This is a genomic window from Roseomonas chloroacetimidivorans, assembly GCF_049629625.1.
GTDB lineage: Bacteria > Pseudomonadota > Alphaproteobacteria > Acetobacterales > Acetobacteraceae > Roseomonas > Roseomonas chloroacetimidivorans.
The window spans coordinates 48,966-66,830 of sequence record NZ_JBNBZS010000015.1 but is presented as its reverse complement, the minus strand read 5'-3'; the positions used below and the strand labels follow the sequence as shown (position 1 = coordinate 66,830).

At 68.8% G+C, this 17,865-nt stretch carries 18 protein-coding genes; 9 read left to right on the top strand and 9 right to left on the bottom strand.

Features of this window, described 5'->3' with window-relative positions; translation table 11 throughout:
- Positions 1 to 3: 3 nt before the first annotated feature.
- Genes ACO1BU_RS13510 through ACO1BU_RS13500 form a run of 3 tightly spaced genes read left to right on the top strand, consistent with a single transcriptional unit; the run spans position 4 to position 2,329 of the window.
- Positions 4 to 1,497, top strand: coding sequence for a M81 family metallopeptidase (locus ACO1BU_RS13510; RefSeq protein ID WP_424136476.1), 1,494 nt, complete (start codon positions 4 to 6; stop codon positions 1,495 to 1,497).
- Positions 1,494 to 1,895, top strand: coding sequence for a VOC family protein (locus ACO1BU_RS13505; protein WP_424136475.1), 402 nt, complete (start codon positions 1,494 to 1,496; stop codon positions 1,893 to 1,895). The genes ACO1BU_RS13510 and ACO1BU_RS13505 overlap by 4 nt, the downstream gene beginning before the upstream one ends.
- Positions 1,892 to 2,329 carry a GNAT family N-acetyltransferase gene (locus ACO1BU_RS13500; protein ID WP_424136474.1) on the top strand — a complete coding sequence of 146 codons (438 nt, stop codon included), beginning with the start codon at positions 1,892 to 1,894 and terminating at the stop codon, positions 2,327 to 2,329. Before ACO1BU_RS13505 ends, ACO1BU_RS13500 begins: the two co-directional genes overlap by 4 nt.
- Before the next feature lie 4 nt (positions 2,330 to 2,333).
- Here the strand turns inward: ACO1BU_RS13500 and ACO1BU_RS13495 are convergent, their stop codons facing one another.
- Entirely contained in the window at positions 2,334 to 2,591 is a 258-nt protein-coding gene (locus ACO1BU_RS13495; RefSeq protein ID WP_424136473.1) for a hypothetical protein, read from the bottom strand.
- A gap of 156 nt (positions 2,592 to 2,747) precedes the next feature.
- The gene (locus ACO1BU_RS13490; protein ID WP_424136472.1) at positions 2,748 to 5,570 is read right to left on the bottom strand and encodes a glycosyltransferase; all 2,823 of its coding nucleotides are present in this window, start codon (positions 5,568 to 5,570) and stop codon (positions 2,748 to 2,750) included.
- Between the two features lie 278 nt (positions 5,571 to 5,848).
- Between ACO1BU_RS13490 and ACO1BU_RS13485 the strand changes: the two genes are divergently transcribed.
- The gene (locus ACO1BU_RS13485; RefSeq protein WP_424136471.1) at positions 5,849 to 7,153 is read left to right on the top strand and encodes a hemolysin family protein; all 1,305 of its coding nucleotides are present in this window, start codon (positions 5,849 to 5,851) and stop codon (positions 7,151 to 7,153) included.
- Positions 7,154 to 7,244: 91 nt separating this feature from the next.
- Here ACO1BU_RS13485 and ACO1BU_RS13480 read toward each other — a convergent pair whose 3' ends face one another.
- The 4 genes from ACO1BU_RS13480 to ACO1BU_RS13465 form a co-directional block, all read right to left on the bottom strand.
- Positions 7,245 to 8,087 (bottom strand): PhzF family phenazine biosynthesis protein, encoded by an 843-nt coding sequence (locus ACO1BU_RS13480; RefSeq protein WP_424136470.1) that lies wholly within the window; start codon positions 8,085 to 8,087, stop codon positions 7,245 to 7,247.
- Positions 8,088 to 8,091: 4 nt separating this feature from the next.
- Positions 8,092 to 8,511, bottom strand: a complete 420-nt coding sequence (locus ACO1BU_RS13475; protein WP_424136469.1) for a DoxX family protein — start codon at positions 8,509 to 8,511, stop codon at positions 8,092 to 8,094.
- 92 nt (positions 8,512 to 8,603) lie between these two features.
- Entirely contained in the window at positions 8,604 to 9,110 is a 507-nt protein-coding gene (gpt, locus tag ACO1BU_RS13470) for a xanthine phosphoribosyltransferase (RefSeq protein WP_424136468.1), read from the bottom strand.
- Positions 9,111 to 9,125: 15 nt separating this feature from the next.
- A complete protein-coding gene (locus tag ACO1BU_RS13465; RefSeq protein WP_424136467.1) occupies positions 9,126 to 9,473 on the bottom strand; it encodes a tRNA-binding protein in 348 nt (115 codons plus the stop codon).
- A 313-nt stretch (positions 9,474 to 9,786) separates the two neighbouring features.
- On the opposite strand from ACO1BU_RS13465, the gene ACO1BU_RS13460 reads away from it, so the two are divergent.
- The 4 genes from ACO1BU_RS13460 (at position 9,787) to ACO1BU_RS13445 (ending at position 15,602) form a co-directional block, all read left to right on the top strand.
- Positions 9,787 to 11,397, top strand: a complete 1,611-nt coding sequence (locus ACO1BU_RS13460) for a gamma-glutamyltransferase family protein (protein ID WP_424136466.1) — start codon at positions 9,787 to 9,789, stop codon at positions 11,395 to 11,397.
- A 66-nt stretch (positions 11,398 to 11,463) separates the two neighbouring features.
- Positions 11,464 to 12,960 carry an amidase gene (locus tag ACO1BU_RS13455; protein WP_424136465.1) on the top strand — a complete coding sequence of 499 codons (1,497 nt, stop codon included), beginning with the start codon at positions 11,464 to 11,466 and terminating at the stop codon, positions 12,958 to 12,960.
- A 9-nt stretch (positions 12,961 to 12,969) separates the two neighbouring features.
- On the top strand, positions 12,970 to 14,586 hold the full coding sequence (locus tag ACO1BU_RS13450; RefSeq protein WP_424136464.1) for an ABC transporter substrate-binding protein: 1,617 nt from the start codon (positions 12,970 to 12,972) through the stop codon (positions 14,584 to 14,586).
- Positions 14,583 to 15,602, top strand: a complete 1,020-nt coding sequence (locus ACO1BU_RS13445) for an alpha/beta hydrolase family protein (protein WP_424136463.1) — start codon at positions 14,583 to 14,585, stop codon at positions 15,600 to 15,602. Before ACO1BU_RS13450 ends, ACO1BU_RS13445 begins: the two co-directional genes overlap by 4 nt.
- 13 nt (positions 15,603 to 15,615) lie before the next feature.
- Here the strand turns inward: ACO1BU_RS13445 and ACO1BU_RS13440 are convergent, their stop codons facing one another.
- From ACO1BU_RS13440 to ACO1BU_RS13430, 3 genes are all read right to left on the bottom strand, one after another.
- Positions 15,616 to 15,858: a hypothetical protein gene (locus tag ACO1BU_RS13440; protein WP_424136462.1), complete on the bottom strand. Its 243-nt coding sequence runs from the start codon at positions 15,856 to 15,858 to the stop codon at positions 15,616 to 15,618.
- Complete coding sequence (locus tag ACO1BU_RS13435; RefSeq protein ID WP_424136461.1) at positions 15,858 to 16,124, bottom strand: hypothetical protein; 267 nt, start codon at positions 16,122 to 16,124, stop codon at positions 15,858 to 15,860. Before ACO1BU_RS13435 ends, ACO1BU_RS13440 begins: the two co-directional genes overlap by 1 nt.
- A 129-nt stretch (positions 16,125 to 16,253) precedes the next feature.
- Positions 16,254 to 16,508 carry an Lrp/AsnC ligand binding domain-containing protein gene (locus ACO1BU_RS13430; protein WP_424136460.1) on the bottom strand — a complete coding sequence of 85 codons (255 nt, stop codon included), beginning with the start codon at positions 16,506 to 16,508 and terminating at the stop codon, positions 16,254 to 16,256.
- A gap of 311 nt (positions 16,509 to 16,819) precedes the next feature.
- On the opposite strand from ACO1BU_RS13430, the gene ACO1BU_RS13425 reads away from it, so the two are divergent.
- Positions 16,820 to 17,854, top strand: a complete 1,035-nt coding sequence (locus ACO1BU_RS13425) for an ABC transporter substrate-binding protein (protein ID WP_424136459.1) — start codon at positions 16,820 to 16,822, stop codon at positions 17,852 to 17,854.
- Positions 17,855 to 17,865: the final 11 nt, after the last annotated feature.

Below are 17,865 nucleotides of genomic sequence, written 5' to 3'. Positions count from 1 at the left end.
GCCATGCGTATCGCCATCGGCGGCTTCCTGCATGAGAGCCATTCCTTCGCCCCCGTGGCGACGGAATGGAAGGATTTCGCGGAGCCTGGCGGCTGGCCGGCGCCGATGCGCCCTGCCACCTTGCTGGACGGGCTGCGCGGTACCGGCGTGCCGGCGGCGGGCGCGATCGAGGTAGCGGAACGCGAGGGAATCCGGGTTGCGCCGCTCTCCTGGGCCTTCGCGAACCCCGCCGGCCCCGTGACGGCCGAGGCTTTCGAGCGCGTAGCCGCCTGGATCATCTCTGACCTGATCGCCGCGCTGGAAGAGGGACCGCTCGACGGGATCTATCTCGACCTGCACGGCGCCATGGTGGCGGAAGCGTTCCCGGATGCGGAAGGCGAGTTGCTGCGGCGCGTCCGCGCTGTCGCCGGGCCAACGATGCCAATGACGTGCAGCCTGGACCCGCATTGTAACCTGACGGCCGAGATGGTGGAGCGGTCGGACGCGCTCGCACCTTTCCGAACCTATCCGCATGTGGACATGAAGCCGGCCGGCGCCCGTGCGATGAGCCTGCTCATCGAGCGCATCCGCGGCGGCGTCCCCTTCGCCCGCGCTTATCGTCAGGTGGATTTCTGGCTGCCGATTACCAGCCAGTGCACGCTGGTTCCGCCGATGAGCGAGGTCTGTGCCGAGCGCGGGCGGATTGCGGCGCGCCACGGCCTGGCCGAGCTGGCCTTCTGCTTTGGCTTTCCCTATGCGGATTTCCCGGGCTGCGGCATGGCGCTGGCCGCCTATGGCGCCGATCAGGCTGCGGCCGATGCCGCGGCGGATGAGTTCCTGGCACTGCTGTATCGGCGCGAGCGGGACTTTGCCGGCGAGATCCTGCCGGCCGGCCGTGCGGTAGCGGAGGCAATGAAGTCCACGGGCACCCGCCCCGTGATCCTGGCGGACACGCAGGACAATCCGGGCGGTGGCGGCCATGGCGACACCACTGGCCTGCTGGCGGAGCTGGTGCGCCAGGGCGCGCGCGATGCCGTGCTCGGTTCCATCAACGATGCGGAGAGCGCGGCGGCCTGCCACAAGGCGGGGGAGGGTGCGACGGTTACCCTATCGCTGGGTGGCAAGAGCGACGGCGCGCCGCTGGAGGTCACGGCGCGGGTGCTGCGCCTGTCCGATGGCCACTTCACCTGCACGGGGGCGATGGCGGGCGGCAACCCGGCTGATCTCGGGCCCTCCGCGCTGATCGAGATCGACGGGGTGCGGGTGATCGTTACGAGCCGGAAGATGCAGGCCTATGACCTCGCCCTGTTCCGCCATATCGGCGTGGAACCGGCGGAGGCGCGGATCGTGGCCGTGAAGTCGAGCGTGCATTTCCGCGCCGATTTCCAACCGATCGCGGATCGCGTGCTGGTGGTCGCCGCGCCCGGGCCGGTGGTGGCCGATCCGGCCACGCTGCCCTTCCGAAATCTGCGGCCGGGCCTGCGCCTGCGCCCCGGGGCGAATGACACGACGCGATGAGGCCGATGTTCAGCCATGTGATGGTCGGCGCGAAGGACCTGGCGGCCATGGCGCGTTTCTACGACGCTGTGCTGACCCCACTGGGCTTGGAGCGCGGACCGGATTCTGTGGCCGGCCCAAAGGGTATCTCATACCGCGCCCCCGGTGCGCGGCACCCGACCTTCGATGTGCAGGAACCCTTCGACGGGCGGCCGCCCAGCCCCGGCAATGGCTGCATGGTCGCTTTCCTGGCGCCGAGCCGTGCTGCCGTGGACGCGGCCCATGCCGCCGCCCTGGCACATGGCGGCACGGATGAGGGGGCGCCAGGCCTGCGCCCGCATTACGCGCCGGATTACTATGGCGCCTATATGCGAGATCCGGAGGGCAACAAGCTCCATGTGGTGCATCGCGGCGGATGAGCGTCCGCATCGCGCGCGTCGCTGATCTGCCGCCCGGTTTTCCCGCTCTGCGCGATGCCGCGCTGGCCGAGGGCTGGAAGCTGCTGAAGGTGCTGGAGGAGGACTGGGCAAGCGGCGCGCAGCGTTTCGACGCGCCGGGCGAGGGGCTCTTCGCTTGCTGGCGTGCCGGGAAGCTTGCCGGCATGGCCGGGCTGAGCATCGATCCCTATGCGGAGGAAGCGTCGGTGGCGCGCCTGCGGCGCCTCTATGTCGCCCCGCCCCATCGTGGGCACGGCCTGGGGCGCGCATTGGTGGAGGCGGTCGTTGAGGCAGCCGGGGAGCACGGCTTTGGCGTGCTTCGGGTCCGGTCTCCCGCCGCGGCGCGACGATTTTACGAAGCCTGCGGTTTTCTGCCCGCCGTCCAGCGCTCCGCGACGCATATCCGGCCGCTGTAGCGCCTCACATCCGTGCGGCGGTCTCCTCCAGCGCGCGCACGGTATGGCGCGCCGTGGCCAGGTCGCGGCCCGTCGCGGCGACGCTGCGCTGCCAGCCATGCACACTGTCCTGCAGCTTCGCCGTGGTGTCGCGCAAGGCGTAGAGACTTTCGCGGAACGCGTTGAGCGCGCTGCGTTGCTCCTCCTGCGCAAGGGTCAGCAGGCGAAGCGCGGATCGCAGCCGGTCCTGCGGATTGCGGGTCAGGGGAAGGATCTCGGCCATGCGCATCGCTCCGGCGAAAGGTAAGCGAAGCCTTAACGCCGCTTGGGACGCCCCCGCATCTTCAAACCGCGTTAACGAAATTCACTTCTGAGCCGCCAAATGCAAAACGGCCCGCGGGATTGCTCCCGCGGGCCGTTTCCCTTCGGATGCCGAGGATTAGTGAACCTCGCTCCGCGCCACGACCTGCCCGGCAGAGGATTGAACCGGCGCTGCGCCCGGCAGCACTGCTACCTGGGCCGAGGGTAGCGCCGCGATCACCGCCATCGACACCGCCGCGAGATAGGGGATGGACTGCACGAGCAAGATGACGGTCCAGAGGATCGCCTCCCAGGTACCGCCGCGATGGGCGAGGGTAATCCCGGCGGCCGCGAGCCAGAGCAGGAGCAGGAAGATGCCCTCCTGCCGCGCCGTCAACAGGCCCTGCACCAGGGCGGGCGCATTCTCCATCTTCGGCGTGCGGGCGAAATGGGCCCGCCGCTTGTAAAAGCCCTGCCACACCGCCTTGCCGATGGTGTGGGTCAGCGCCAGCCCGCCCAGTGCCGCACCCAGGCGGTCCAGCGGGCTGCAAGCCACGCGGGCGCGGTAAAGCATCCAGATCTGCAGCAGCTTGAAGGCGAACAGGCCGAGGCTGGGCAGCATGAACAGCGTGATCGGGAACTCATCGGACAGGCCGACCGAAACCAGCGCGGTCCGCAGCCCCTCGGTCGCCACGCTCATCCCGAAGAGATCGACCGTGGGGTATAGGCGCGTCAGCGGGATGAGCACGAGGCCGATCGACCAGGCCAGGCCACCGATCACGAAGGCCAACCCCAGCGCGTCGCCGATCCAGGGCATCCAGCCCATGACGAAGTGGAAGCGCTGGCCCTGGGTGAGGCTGCGGTCGAAGGGGTTCAGCAGCGCGCGCCAGTGGCCCTTCATGATCTGGATGGCGCCCATGGCCCAGCGGTGCCGCTGCTTCCGATAGGCGGCGAAGTCGTCCGGCATCACGCCACGGCCCATGGAATCCGGGCAGTACACGGCCTCCCAGCCCCGCCGCATCAGCTTCAGGCCAAGCTCGCTGTCCTCGCAGATGCACCACTCGGCCCAGGTCTTGCCGTCGAGGCCGCCGACCTCGAGCATCGCCGACTTGCGAATCAGCGTCATGGTGCCGTGCTGGATGATCGCGTTGCGCTCGTTGCGCGTGACCATGCCCGCCTTGAAGAAGCCCGCATACTCCCAGAACATCAGGCGCTTGAAGAGGCCACCATTGCCGTCGCGGTAATCCTGCGGGCTCTGGGTGAAGCCGACCTCCGGGCGCTCGAAGAAGGGCACCATGCGGCGCAGCCAGTCCGGGCGCACGAGGTAGTCGCTGTCGATCACGCCCACGATCTCGGCATCGGGCGCCGTCTCGCGCAGGGCGAAGTTCAGCGCGCCAGCCTTGTAACCGGGCCACTTGCCCAGGTGGTAGAAGCGGAAGCGGCTGCCGAGGCGCGCGCAATGCTCCGCCACCGGCTCCCAGATCGCGGGGTCGGTGGTGTTGTTGTCCACCACCAGAACCTCGAAATCCGGGTAGTCCAGCTCGGCCAGGGCCTCAAGCGTCTGGCGCACCATATGCGGCGGCTCATTGCAGATGGGCAGGTGGATGGAAACCTTGGGCAGCTGCGCGCCTGCCTCGGCGGGCAGGGCGGGCCAGCGGCGCTTGCTCACCCGGCCGAACACCGTCTCGGCCAGCTCGAAGCTATCCGACAGCAGCAGCGCGAGCAGCAGCACCTGGCCGGCGACCAGGAGGCTCCAGACCACGCCCGCGGTGGTGGACATATAGGTCTCGCTCATCGCCAGCAGAACGCAGGCGCTCAGCGCAACGAACCCCTGGGAGAGCGCGGCCAACATCACCTTGCCGGGCCAGCGGATGTCCGGACGGCGGGACAGGAAGAAGAAGGCTGCCAGGAAGGAGACGAGGCTGGCGCCGATGGCCCAGCCGGTCCAGGCCGGCGTTTCCTGCACGGCGCCCGTCAGCGGCCACTTCTGATGGCGATCCAGGTCATACATGCCCCAATGGCCGGCGGCGCGGCCCTCGAAGGACACTTTCCAAGGCTGGTCGAAGGCCTCCATCACGAAATAGTCGAGGCCGCGCTGCTCGGCGATGTTGAAGAAGCTCCGCATGAACAGCGCCTGGTTCACCCGGCTCGCGCGGGCGGCGCCCTGCGCCACGCCGTCGGAGGGCCAGCCGACCTCGCCGATCACCACCTGCTTATTGGGGAAGCGCGCCTGCACGGCGTCGAACTTCTCCATGATGAAGCGCAACGCGTCATCGACCGGCAGGCCCTCCCAGTAGGGCAGCAGGTGGATGGTGATGTAATCCACCGCGTCGCCGATTTCCGGATGGTCCATCCAGACATGCCAGGGTTCGGCGGTTGAGACGGGCTGGCGGACCTGGCGCTTCACCTGCTGGATGTAGCCAACCATCTGCGCCGCGGTGACGTCCCCGCGCAGCACGGCCTCATTGCCGACCAGCACGCGTTCCACATTGCGGCTCTCCCGTGCGACCTGCACGAGGCGCCGTAGCTCGGCCGCGTTGCGGTCCAGGCGTCGGTCCAGCCAGGAGCCGAGCGTGACCTTCAGGTCCAGGCCCGTGCTCCAGGCGAGCTCGGGGATCCGTTCCATGCCGCCATGGACGGCATAGGTGCGGATATGGCGTGTCATCGGCGCCACGCGGCGCAGATCGCCTTCGATCTGCTCCGCGCTCGGCCAATTGTTACCCTCCGCGCTCTGGCCGCGCTGATAGGGTGCGAAGGCAAGCCCGTTCACCTGCCCGCGGAAGTCGGGCATGGCCACGGGGCGGTTCAGCGCCCACCAGGCGCCCAGATGGGCCAGCGCCACCAGGACGAGCACCAGCAGGGTGCCGCGCTGGCGGGCCAGGCGGGACGGGGCGGCGGGGCCGCGGGAAAGATGGCCGGCCGAAGGGCCGGGGGATGGGCGCGGGGCAACGTGCGCGGTCATCGCGTGCAGGGCTCCGGCGCAAGGACTCCGGCCACCGCCCGGCCGATCCGGGCTGGCATGGTCCGGGGACCTCTGCGCTCTCATCAAATAAAGACCCCCTGGCTGCGGCGCGGTTCCGGCCCAATCTGGGCAACATTGCGGCGTCGCCGGCGGGCGCAGCTTCGCCAACCCGGCGGTGTGATGGAGCGACTCGCGAAATCTGCTAAGCCCCCCGTCTGCAAGGATCTCGCAAGGGTCCCGCCCGCTCCCTCGGAACGAAAAGGAACCTGCCTCAAACCATGTCGGCGCTCCTCGAAATCGGCATCATCATCCTGCTGGTGTTGCTGAACGGCGTCTTCTCGATGAGCGAACTGGCCATCGTCTCGGCCCGCCGGGCCCGGCTCGCGGCGCTGGAGCGCGCCGGCTCGGCCGGAGCGACGGCCGCGCTCGAACTGGCGGAGGACCCGCAGCGCTTCCTTCCAACGGTCCAGGTCGGGATCACGCTGATCGGCGTGCTGGCCGGCACCTTCGGTGGCGCTCGGCTTTCCGCGACGCTCGGGCCCGTGCTCGACTCGATCCCCGGCGTGGCGCCCTATGGGAACGAGGCGGCGCTCTTCGTTGTGGTTGTGCTGATCACCTATCTCTCCCTCATCCTTGGGGAGCTGGTGCCGAAGCAGCTCGCCCTTCGGCATCCCGAAGCGATCGCGGCCCTCGTCGCGCGGCCCATGTCGAAGCTGTCCCGCATCTCGGCCCCGGTCGTCTGGATCTTGTCCACCTCCTCCGCGCTCGTGCTCCGACTGATCGGCGCCAAGGACGCTGTGGAGCAGTCCGTGACGGAAGAGGAGGTCAAGGCCGTGGTGGCCGAGGGCGCAGAGGCCGGGGCGCTGGAGACCGAGGAGCGCCAGATGATCGAGCGCGTGCTCCGCCTGGCCGACAAGCCCGTGCGCGCCCTGATGACGCCTCGCACCGAGATCGTCTGGCTGGAGCGCAACGCGACGCCGGAGGAGGTGTCGGAGAAGCTGAAGAGCGAGACGGTAAACCGATTCGTCGTGGCGGACGGGCGGGTGGACAATGTAGTGGGCGTTGCCGCCGCCAAGGACCTGCTGGACCAGGTGCTGTCGGGCCAGCCCCTTTCGGTCGCGGCCGTGCTGCGCCAGCCGATGGTGCTGCCGGACAACCTCTCCGCCCTCGACGCGCTGGAGCGGATTCGCCAGGACCCGCTCGGCATCGCGCTGGTGATGGACGAGTACGGCTCCTTCGAGGGGGTGGTCACCGCTGCCGACCTGCTGGAGGCCATCGTAGGGGAGCTGGGTGGCGCCGATTCGGTGCCCGCCGCCGGGCCTGCGGTGGAGCGCCACGACGGCAGCCTGCTGCTGGACGGCATGATGCCGAGCGACGAGCTACGGGCGCAGCTGGACCTGCCGGTGCTGCCACAGCCCGGCACTTATCACACCGTCGCCGGCCTGATGCTGGCGCTGCTGCGCCGCGTGCCGAAGGAAGGCGACCGCATCGTCTTCGCCGGCTGGCGTTTCGAGATCGTGGATATGGATGGCCGCCGCGTGGATAAGATCCTTGTGGCGAAGGACGAGCCGGTCGCCAGCTAAGCGTCCTCGGGTTGCGTCTCGGGCAGGCTGCTGGCCATCCAGATCCCGTGGCCGCGCTGGCCTGCCGGCTGGGTCCGGCCACGGCGCTGCCTCAGCCCCGGGCAGGGTCCATCACACGCGCCTGCCCGGAAACCCGCACCGGATTTCCGCGCCCGGAAGTAATGGCGACCTCTAGCCGCGAGGGCATGCCCATCTCGTCGCCCTGGTGAATCAGGATGTTTCCGTCCAGGGGCCAGCCCAGATCCCGCAGATAACCGCCGAGTGCGGCCGCTGCGGCACCGGTCGCGGGATCCTCTTCCACGCCGCCTATCGCAAAGGCGTTGCGGGCGTGGAAGAGGGTAGGGGAGGCCGCGTGCACCAGGGCGATGGTCACGATCCCCGCTGTGGCCATTAGCTCCCGGCCGGCAGCTAGGTCATAGCGCATGGCCTTCAGCACCCCATGGTCCCGCAGAGCCAGCACAAGATGGCGGGCCCCAGCCTCGGCGATAGCGGGCGGTATCCGGGAGTCGAGTGCGGTCACGTCCCAGCCGAACAGGGCCAGAGCCCGGCTGATCAGATTCTTCTCCGCCGGTGCGCTGCGGGGCGGCGGCGATTGCAGCGCCGCGCGCAGCCGGCCCTCCGCCCGCCACCCTTCGACGGTGATGGAGGCCTCGTTCAGCCGCAGGCCGAAGCGCCCGTCACCGTGCCGCAGCGCCAGGGCGGCGCCGAGAGCAATGGTGGCATGGCCGCAGAAAGGAACCTCCATGGCCGGGGCAAAATAGCGGACCCGCCACCCCTCGCCCTCCGGCGCGGCGAAGGCGGTTTCGGAGTAACCCACCTCTGCCGCCACCGCCTGCATGGTGACGGAATCGGGAAGGGTCTCCGTGATCACCACCCCGGCCGGGTTGCCGCCTGTCTCGCCATCGGAGAAGGCGGCGATGCGCTGGACCAGCACCGGATCAGCGCCGCAGCCGGGCCCAATGGGCCTGAATGGCGCCCAGGGCCAGGCCGCCGCACATGCCGATGTGCTCGACGGCTGTGTGGAAGGCGACGACCCCCATTGGGCCGTCGATCCGCCAGAAGCTGTGGACCAGGAGAATGGTCAGCAGGGTAAAAACCGCCAGGGCCCCGGCACCGAGCCAGGCATAGCGGCCATGGATGATCAGCAGCGCACCCACCAGCTGGGTGATGATGACGGCGATGGCGAAGCCCGCTGTCGGATGGAGGCCGAACATGCCCATTTCCCTCTGTGCGCCGGCGAAGTCGATGAGCTTCGCCAGCCCGCTCGCCCAGAAGGGAAAGGTAAGGACGATCCGCATGAGGAGGCCGAAGGCACGGCTATCCAGGATGGCGGCGATCGGCCGCGGCGTGGTGTTCATCTCGTCTTCCCCCAATCAGCCCCTCCGGAGTTGAGGGCCGAGTCACGGGACGCACCATGCTTCGGTCCGCGACGTTTCGCCAGCGTCTCGATTTACTTACCGGGGGTGGCCGACCTCGCAATAGGGGCGATGAACTGCGGCTCCGTGTCCCAGGGGAAGAGGATCCAGGTGTCCTGGCTGACCTCGGTGACGAAGCTGTCCACCAGGGGCCTGCCGGCCGGTTTGGCGTAGATGGTCGCGAAATGGGCGCCGGGCAGCATGGCCCGGACGATCTTGGCGGTGGTGCCGGTGTCCACCAGATCGTCCAGCACCAGCCAGCCCGTGCCATCCCCGGCCGCGACCGGCGCCTTGGCGACCTGGGGCTCGCCCTTATTCTGCTCCTCGCCGTCCTGGCCGTAGGTGACGACGGAAACGCTTTCAATCATGCGGCAGTCCAGCTCACGCGCGATGATGGCGGCGGGGATCAGCCCGCCGCGCGTGATCGCGACGATTCCCTTGAAGCCGCCATTCTCCGGCCCCTTGCCGACCAGCCGCCAGGCGAGTGCCTTGGCATCGCGGTGCAACTGGTCCCAGGTAACGGTGTAGTAGCGCGGGGCCATGGGGGCAGGGTCCTCTCAGAACATTCGGGCGCCGTTGGGCACCGCTTGGTCCGGGCGCAGCAGCACGACCGCGCCCTCGGCATCCGGCACGCCAAGCACCAGCACCTCGCTCGCGAAGCCGGCGATCCGGCGGGGGGCGAAGTTCACCACCGCCATCACCTGCCGCCCGATGAGCGTTTCCGGCGAATAATGTACGGTGACCTGGGCGGAGGAGCGGCGGATGCCGAGCCCTTCCCCGAAATCGACCCAGAGCTTGATGGCAGGCTTGCGCGCCTCGGGGAAAGGCTGGGCGTCGACCACCGTCCCGGCACGGATGTCAATCCGGTCGAACTCGGCGATGGTGGCGGGCGGCGCGTCTTCCATTCCAGGCGCATAGCGGAGGCCGGAACCGCGCGAAAGATGGGGTAGGGCGGGAGCACCGGTCCATGCCGCCGGTGGGAAGGGCGCAGGGCATCGTCCGCGCCGCGGCAAAGCCAGGCCGTCCCTGATCGCTGGCGGTCAGTCCCATATTCGGCCTGCCGGGGCTGGCGGCGGATACCGCTTCCGGGCTTCCGCCGATCCGGCCAGGGGCGTATTCCCCTTTGACGCCTGCGCAGCCCGCGTCGGCGACAGGATCTTGCGGACCGGGCCGGTCCGCCCATGCAAAACAAACCCAACGGGGGCCTAGGACCAGCACATGCGCGATCTTCATCTTCCCGGCCGCAGCCCGGCCATGGCGCTGAACGCGATGGCGGCCACCTCCATGCCGGTCGCCACGCTGGCCGCTCTCGATACGATGCGGGCGGGTGGCAATGCTCTGGATGCCGCCATCGCCGCCTGCGCCACGCTCTGCGTGGTGGAGCCGCAATCCACAGGCATCGGCGGCGACTGCTTCTGCCTCTACGCGCCGGCTTCGGGCGGGGTGATCGCGATCAACGGCTCCGGCCGCGCCCCCGCCGGGGCGACGCCGGAGGCGCTGCGCGCCGCCGGGCTGACCGCTATGGTCAACACCTCGGCCCATTCCGTGACCGTCCCCGGCGCCATCTCCGCTTGGGAGCTGCTGAACAAGACCCATGGCAAGCTGTCTATGGAACAGATCCTGCAGCCCGCCATCGGCTATGCGGAGCAGGGCTTCGCCGTCTCCTCCCGCGTCTCGGCGGATTGGGAGGACAGTGTCGGCAAGCTCTCCCTCCAGCCCCAGACCAAGCGGCGCTTCCTGAAGGATGGCCAGGCCTATGCCTTCGGCGATCGCTTCGTGCAGCCGGAGCTGGGCAAGACGCTGCGCGCCATCGGCAAGCACGGTGCCAAGGCCTTTTATACCGGCGAGATCGCGGCGGACATGGTGGCCGCCCTGCGCGCCGCTGGCGGGCTGCACACCGAGGAGGATTTCGCGGAAGGGCAAAACGTCGCGAACTTCGTTGATCCGATCTCCCGTAGCTGGAGGGACATGGAGGTCTTCCAGTGTCCGCCCAACGGCTCGGGCCTGCTGGTGCTGATGATCCTTGGCATCCTTGAGGGAATGCCCGATCCGGCGGGTCCGCTGGACCTCACCCGCATGCACCGCCACCTGGAAGCCGCGCGCCTCGTCTATCGGGACCGCGATGCCTTCCTCGCCGATCCCTCGCAGGTCGAGGTGCCGCTCGCGAAGCTGCTCTCGGACGGTTACCTGGCGAAGCTGCGCGGCATGATCCGCGATGACAAGGCGATGGAGGAGCTGCCGCCCGCCGGTGACGTGGACTGGCAGAAGCACAAGGACACGGTCTACCTGACCGTCGTCGACAAGGACGGCAATGCCTGCTCCTTCATCAATTCGCTCTTCGAAGGCTTCGGCTCCGGCATCCTGGCCGAAAAGTCGGGCGTGATGCTGCAGAATCGCGGCTTCGGCTTCCGGCTGGAGGAAGGCCATCCGAACTGCATCGCGCCGCGCAAGCGCCCGATGCACACGATCATCCCGGGCATGGTGATGAAGGATGGCAAGGCGATCATGCCGTATGGCGTGATGGGCGGTCATTACCAGCCGATGGGCCAGACCTGGTTCCTGGCGAACCACTTCCAGTTCGGCCTGGACGTCCAGGAGGCACTGGACCTGACCCGCGTCTTCCCGAGCCCCGGCGCGAACCACCGCACGACCGAGATCGAGACCGGCCTTCCGCCGGAGCTGAAGGAAGGGCTCGCCGCGCTGGGCCACCAGCCCAAGCTGGTCAAGAAGCCGCATGGCGGCGGACAGGCCATCCTGATCGACCGGGATCGCGGCGTCCTCATCGGCGGTTCTGACCCGCGCAAGGATGGCTGCGCGATGGGCTACTAGCCCGCTTCGGGCCGCGGCTTGTGCCGCGGCCTTTTTTTCTCCTGACCACTGCGACCGGGATGGCCCATGACCGAGCCCTGTGACCTCTCCGCCCTTGAAGCCCGGCGGCTGATCGGCAGCAAAAAGCTCTCCCCGGTTGAGCTGCTGGATTCCTGCCTGGCCCGGATCGCGGCGGTGAACCCCGCGATCAACGCGGTGGTCGCGATGGATGACCGCGCCCGGGCGGCCGCGAAGGCGGCCGAGGACGCGGTGATGCGTGGCGAGAAGCTGGGCCTGCTGCACGGCCTGCCTATCGGCATCAAGGACCTGGAGGAGACGGAGGGGCTGGTCACCACCTTCGGCAGCCCGCTCTTCAAGGACAATGTGCCGACCAAGGATCTCAGCTCCGTCGCGCGCATCCGCGCCGCGGGCGCGATCATCACGGCCAAAACCAACACGCCGGAATTCGGTGCCGGCGCGAACACCCGCAACGCCGTCTATGGCGCTACGGGCAATCCGCATGATCCCACGCGTTCCGCGGCGGGCTCTTCGGGCGGCTCAGGCGCGGCGCTGGCGGCGGGTATGTTCCCGATCTGCTCGGGCTCGGACACTGGGGGCTCGCTGCGCAACCCAGCGGCCTTCAACGGCATCGTCGGCTTCCGGCCCAGCCCGGGCCTCGTGGCCACGGAGCGCCGCTCGCTGGGCTGGCAGAACCTGCCTGTGCTCGGGCCGATGGCGCGCAACGCTGCGGATGCCGCGCTGCTTCTCGCTGCCATGGCGAGCGACGACGCGCAGGACCCGCTGGCCTATACGCTGCCGGGCAAGCCGGTGCGCGGCCTGCCGGAGATGTGGACGCCGCTGGCGCCGATCGACCTCTCCTCGATCCGTATTGCCGCGACGGAGGATTTCGGCCTCGCTCTGGTCGAGAGGACGGTACGCGAAGCGTTCCGTGCACGCGTTGCCGCGCTGGAACCGCTTTTCGCCGGGATCGACGAGGCGACGCCGGATTGCAGCGGCGCGAACGAGGCCTTCGAGATCTTGCGGGCCGTGAACTTCCTTGCCGCCCATTCAAAGAAGGTGGCGGAAACGCCGGAGATGGTCGGGCCGAATGTGCGTGCCAATGTCGAGGAGGGGCTGCGCTACAGCGCCGCCGATGTCGCGCAGGCCGGCGTGTTGCAAACCCAGCTTTACCAGCGCTGGCAGGCATTCTTCGCCGCTGGCACCGACCTGATCATCACGCCGGCCATCACCATCTCGCCCCGGCCCTGGTCGGAGCTCTTTCCGGCCGAGATCGACGGGCAGAAGACCCGCACCTACTTCCATTGGCTGGCCATGGCCTATTTCGTGACGCTGACCGGCCACCCGGCGATTTCCATCCCGATGGGGCGCGACGCGCTGGGCATGCCCTTCGGCCTGCAGATTGTCGGGCCGCGCGGCGGCGATGCGCTGGTGCTGCGCGCGGCGGCGGCCATCGAAGCGGCGGTGGCGGGCGATCCGCTTCTCAGCCGTCCGGTGCCGGACGTCGCGGCCCTGGCCAAGGCACCGCCCATCTCCGGCATGCCGGGGTTCCTGGGCTTCGACTGAGGAACCGCCATGCGCCGCCGCCTTGCCATCGCCTTCCTCGCCGCGGCCGTCGCGGCCTCCGCCGGGGCAGGGGGGGCCGCGGCGCAGACGCTGCGGATCGCCATGGCTGGGGAGACCACCTCGGCCGACCCGCACCAGTATGGGCTGACCCCCAATACGACGCTCCGCGCGCATATCTTCAACGCGCTGACGGAAAACGCACCCGATCTTTCCGTCATGCCCGGCCTCGCGACGCGCTGGAAGCGGGAGAGCGACACAAGCTGGATCTTCCACCTGCGCCCCGGCGTCACCTTTCATGACGGCAGTCCCTTCACCGCGGAGGACGTGGTCGCCAGCTTCTGCCGCGTCCGGAACAACGAGGGCGAGGTCACCCAGTCCTTCTCCCGCTATGTCCGCGGCTTCGAGCGGGTGGAGACGCCGGACGCGATGACGGTGCGGATCGTCACGAGCCACCCGGCGCCGCTGCTTCCGAGCGACCTGACGAACCTCGCCATCATCCCGCGCCGGCTGGTGCCGGCCGGGAAGCTGAATTTCCAGGCGAACCAGCAATGCGGCGTGCAGGGCGCCTGGCCGACAGCGCAGGACTTCAACGAGGGCCGGGCCGCCATCGGCACCGGCCCCTACCGCCTGGTCTCCTACACGCGTGGCGGCTTGATCGAGCTGGCGCGCTACGACGCTTACTGGGGTGAGAAGCCGCATTGGGCGACGCTGCGCCTCACGCCTGTCACCGCTGCCGGGCCGCGCCTCGCCGGCTTGCTGGCGGGGGACCATGACCTGATCGAGGCGCCGAACACCGCCGATCTGGTGCGGCTCCGGCAGAACCCGGCCGTGCATGTTTCGGCCGCGCCCACCACACGGCTGATCTTCCTGCAATTTGACGCGGCCCGCAGCCCGAGCCCCTTCATGCAGGGCGGCACCGGCCCGAACCCATTGCAGGACGCGCGGGTGCGGCAAGCACTGTCGCTCGCCATCGACCGCAAGGCACTCGCGAGCCGCGTCATGGATGACGTCGCGGTGCCGGCGTCGCAGTTCCTGCCCGATGGCATGGCCGGCACCATCCCGGGCTTGCCCCTGCTTCCCTATGATCCGGCCCGCGCCCGCGCGCTTCTGGCCGAGGCCGGCTTCCCGCAGGGCTTCAGCCTGACCTTCCACGCCACCAACAACCGCTATGTCAACGATGCGCGGCTGGCTCAGGCCATCGCCCAGTACTGGCAGCGCGTCGGCGTGAAGGTGGAACTGGAGACGGTGCCGAGCGCCGCCTTCTTCACGCGCCGGGCGAGAAAGGAGTTTTCGGTCGCCATGGGCGGCTGGTCGGCGGATGCGGCGGAAACGCTGCTCTTCCTTCAGCTCTGGCTTGCCAGCCCCGATCCGTCGCGCGGCTTCGGCAGCAGCAACTACGGCGGCTGGTCGGATCCCGATTTCGACCGGGCGGTGCGGGAGGCGGCCAGCACCATGGACCCCGCCGCCCGCGCCTCGCTGCTGCAACAGGCCGGACGCATGGCGCTGGAGCGCATGCCTGTTGCACCAGTCCATTTCGAAAGCGCGACCTGGGCCAGCCGGCGCGGCTTCCGCTATCCCGGACGTGTGGACCAGACGACTCTTGCCGCCGAGGTCACCCCCGAATGAGCCTCCGGCGCCGCGGGCTGCTGGCCCTCGGCGCCATTTTTCCGCTCGCCGTCCGTGCGGCCGAGCCTGCCCCGCATCGCCGGCGCAATCCGCCGGTGGCTATCAGACCGGACCCCGCCATGCCGTTTTCCTCGCAGCTTGCCCAAGCTCTTTCCGCGCCGGGCCGCGCCTCGATCCTCTTCGACGACCCAGCCGGCGATCCTAGCCGCCCCGTCACCCTGCACGCCTATCGGCCAGAGGGCTGGCGGCCTGACGGGCAGGTGGTGCTGGTGATGCATGGCATGGGGCGCAACGGGGATGAGTACCGCGATTTCTGGATCGAGGCCGCCGAACGCCACAAGCTGCTGATCGTCGCCCCCACCTTCCCCGCGCATCTCTTTCCGGGGCCGGAGACCTACAACAACGGTTACGTCCTGGCGGAGGACGGTTCCCTGCGCAGGCCGGAGTGGCGCGGCTACCGCATCCCGGCCCGGGTGGTGATGGCGCTGCGTGAGGCCGGGCTTTCCACCCGGCCCAAGGTGCTGATCTTCGGGCATTCGGCAGGGGGGCAATTCCTGCACCGGCTGCTCTCCACCGAGCCGTCCGACCTGTTCGAGGCTGCCATGGTCGGCAATCCCGGCTGGTTCACTCTCCCGGATCTTGGCCGCCCGTTCCCGGCCGGGCTGGGCGGAATTGGCACAACGGAGGCTGATATCGCACGGCTCTTCGCCTTCCCGATGACCATCCTCTCGGGAGAGGCGGATACCGAAACCAGCGGGCCCAGCTTACCCTCGCAGCCGGAGGCGGTGGCACAGGGGCCGCACCGCTTCGCGAGGGCGCTCTACTATTTCGAATACGGCCAGGCCGAGGCGAAGCGCCGTGGGCTGCCCTTCAACTGGAAGCGGGTGACCGTGCCCCATATCGGCCATGATGGCGCGGCCATGTCGCGCGCCGCCGCCAGCCTGTGGTTGGAGGGCCAACTACCGCCGGATGCGCTGCTGGCCGAATGGGGCCGGACACGTGAAGGGGCGCTTTAGGCGCCCCCTATTGTCACCAGTGCCGCCAGCCGTAGTGGCGGGGATAGTAATAGCCGTAGTAGCGGGGGCGCGGCGCATAATAGTAGCTTGGGCCGTAGTAGTATCCGCCGCTGCTGGAGGCGATGGCCGCCCCAGCGGCCGCGCCGACACCGGCGCCGACCAGCGCCGAACCCGCCACATTCGGCTCCCCATAGGGCCCGTAGCATCCGCCGAGGGTCAGTCCGGCGAGCGCGAGCGCCGCGAGGCGAATTTTCATCACCAGCCCCTCGCGTAGCCCTGGGCATAGGGACGCCCGTAGCCGCCCCGCCCATAGCCGTCATAGGAACCGTAACCCCGGCGCGGCGGTTTCCTGTAACGAGGGCCGCTGTCGCTCGCTGCCGCGGCAACCAGCCCGGCGGCGAGGCCGACACCAGCCCCAAGCGCCAGTGTGCTGCCCCAATCGGTGGAGCCGTCGGGGTTCTGGCATCCGGCCGTCGCAAGCGCGGCGCCGAGGACAAGAGCGGGGAGAAGCCGGACCTTCATTTGTTGGAACCTCCGATACCACCCAAGATGGGCGCCCCCTGTGGCACCCAGACGGCAGGTCCGGGGCAGCGCGAGGCGGCATGGAGGTCTTTTCATGGCAGGGCCCTTGGCCCCGTCCGGTTCCTTCCGTCAGCTTCGTGGGCCGGAGAAGGCGTTGAAGGTTTGTAGCGTGTAGGTGTCCTTCACGCCGGGTACGCTCTGCACACGCTCGACGACGAACAGGCCGATATCCTGCTCTGGTTCGAGGTAGAACTTGCCCAGGAGGTCGTACTGGCCGCTCGTGGAGTGCATCTCCGAGAGTTCCGGGATGCTGTCCGCCATCTCGCGCGCTACGCGATAGGCAGCGCCCATCTCGCATTTGATCATGACGAAGATCGCTTTCATGCGTCGCCCACTCCGGTAAGGCCGGGAGGATGGCGCCGTCGCGCCCTGCTTCCAAGTCTTGCGCACGGAATTTGCGGCTGCCTATGGCTCCGGCGGGCGAGTGGCGCTTCCGGGCACGGAAACTGCATCGGGTCTGGTAGCCGAAAGGCTTCTTCATCCGATTGCGGAAGATCCGCGGCCTCGTCCTTGTGAGACGGAGTACCGGGTCCGGCGGGGGAAGGCCGCCGCAAGTCCGCATCGCCAACGCCGCCCGCACCCCCACGCGGCATTCCGACGTACCCGGAGCACCGGGCGCGATGCTGGAGTGCTGCATGCGTGAACTGACCAAGCGCGGTCTGCTGGGGGTGGCCCTGACCGCTCCCGCCCTCCTGGGGGCTCGGGCGCAGGGGCTGACCCCGGTCCGCTTCATCCTGGACTGGAAGGCGCAGGGTCCGCACGCCTGGTACTATATTGCCCAGTCCCGCGGCTATTTCAGGCAGGCCGGGCTGGAGGTGACGATCGACCAGGGCGACGGCTCCGCGGCCGCCATCACTCGCGTGATGTCCGGCGCCTATGATGCGGGGTTCGGTGACATCAACGCGGTCATCCAGAATGCCGCCCAGCGTCCGGGCGAGCAGCCCGTGATGGTCTATCTCGTCTATAACCGCGCGCCCTACGCCATCATCGCCCGCGCGGACGGCCCCATCCGCAGCCTGAAGGACCTGGAGGGACGCCAACTCGGCGCGCCAGCCGGCTCCGCCACCGCGCGCATGTTCCCGGCGCTGGCCAGCCGGAACGGCGTCGATGCTTCGAAGGTGCAGATCGCCGCGATCGCACCAAACCTTGTGGAGCAGATGCTGGTGCAGGGTCAGGTGGACGCCGTCGCCCAGTTCTCGGGCACCAGCTACATGAACTTTGTCGGGATGGGAAAGGATCCGGAGAAGGACTTCCGCTGGTTCTTCTACAGCGACATGGGGCTGGACCAGTATTCCAACGGTGTGATCGTCAGCCAGGCACTGCTGAGGAAGCCCGAAGCGGTGCGCGGCCTGGTAGGGGCCATCAACCGTGCAGTTCGTGAGGTGGCGGCCAGCCCCGACGCGGGCATCGCGGAGCTGAAGCGGGTGGAGCCGCTGACCGACCCGGTCATCGAGAAACAACGCATGCTCTACATGCTGCGGGCGCAGATGACGACGCCGGAGACGCAGTCTCTCGGCCTCGGCGACCTGGACGACAAGCGGCTGGAGGGCGCGATCGGCACGGTGGTGCAGACCTATGCTCTGCCGCGTACGCCCGGGGTGAGGGAGGTGTTCCTGCGGGACTTCCTGCCGCTCCGGGCCGAGCGCGTGCTGACCGTCGCCGAGCGCTGACCGGAGCCTGC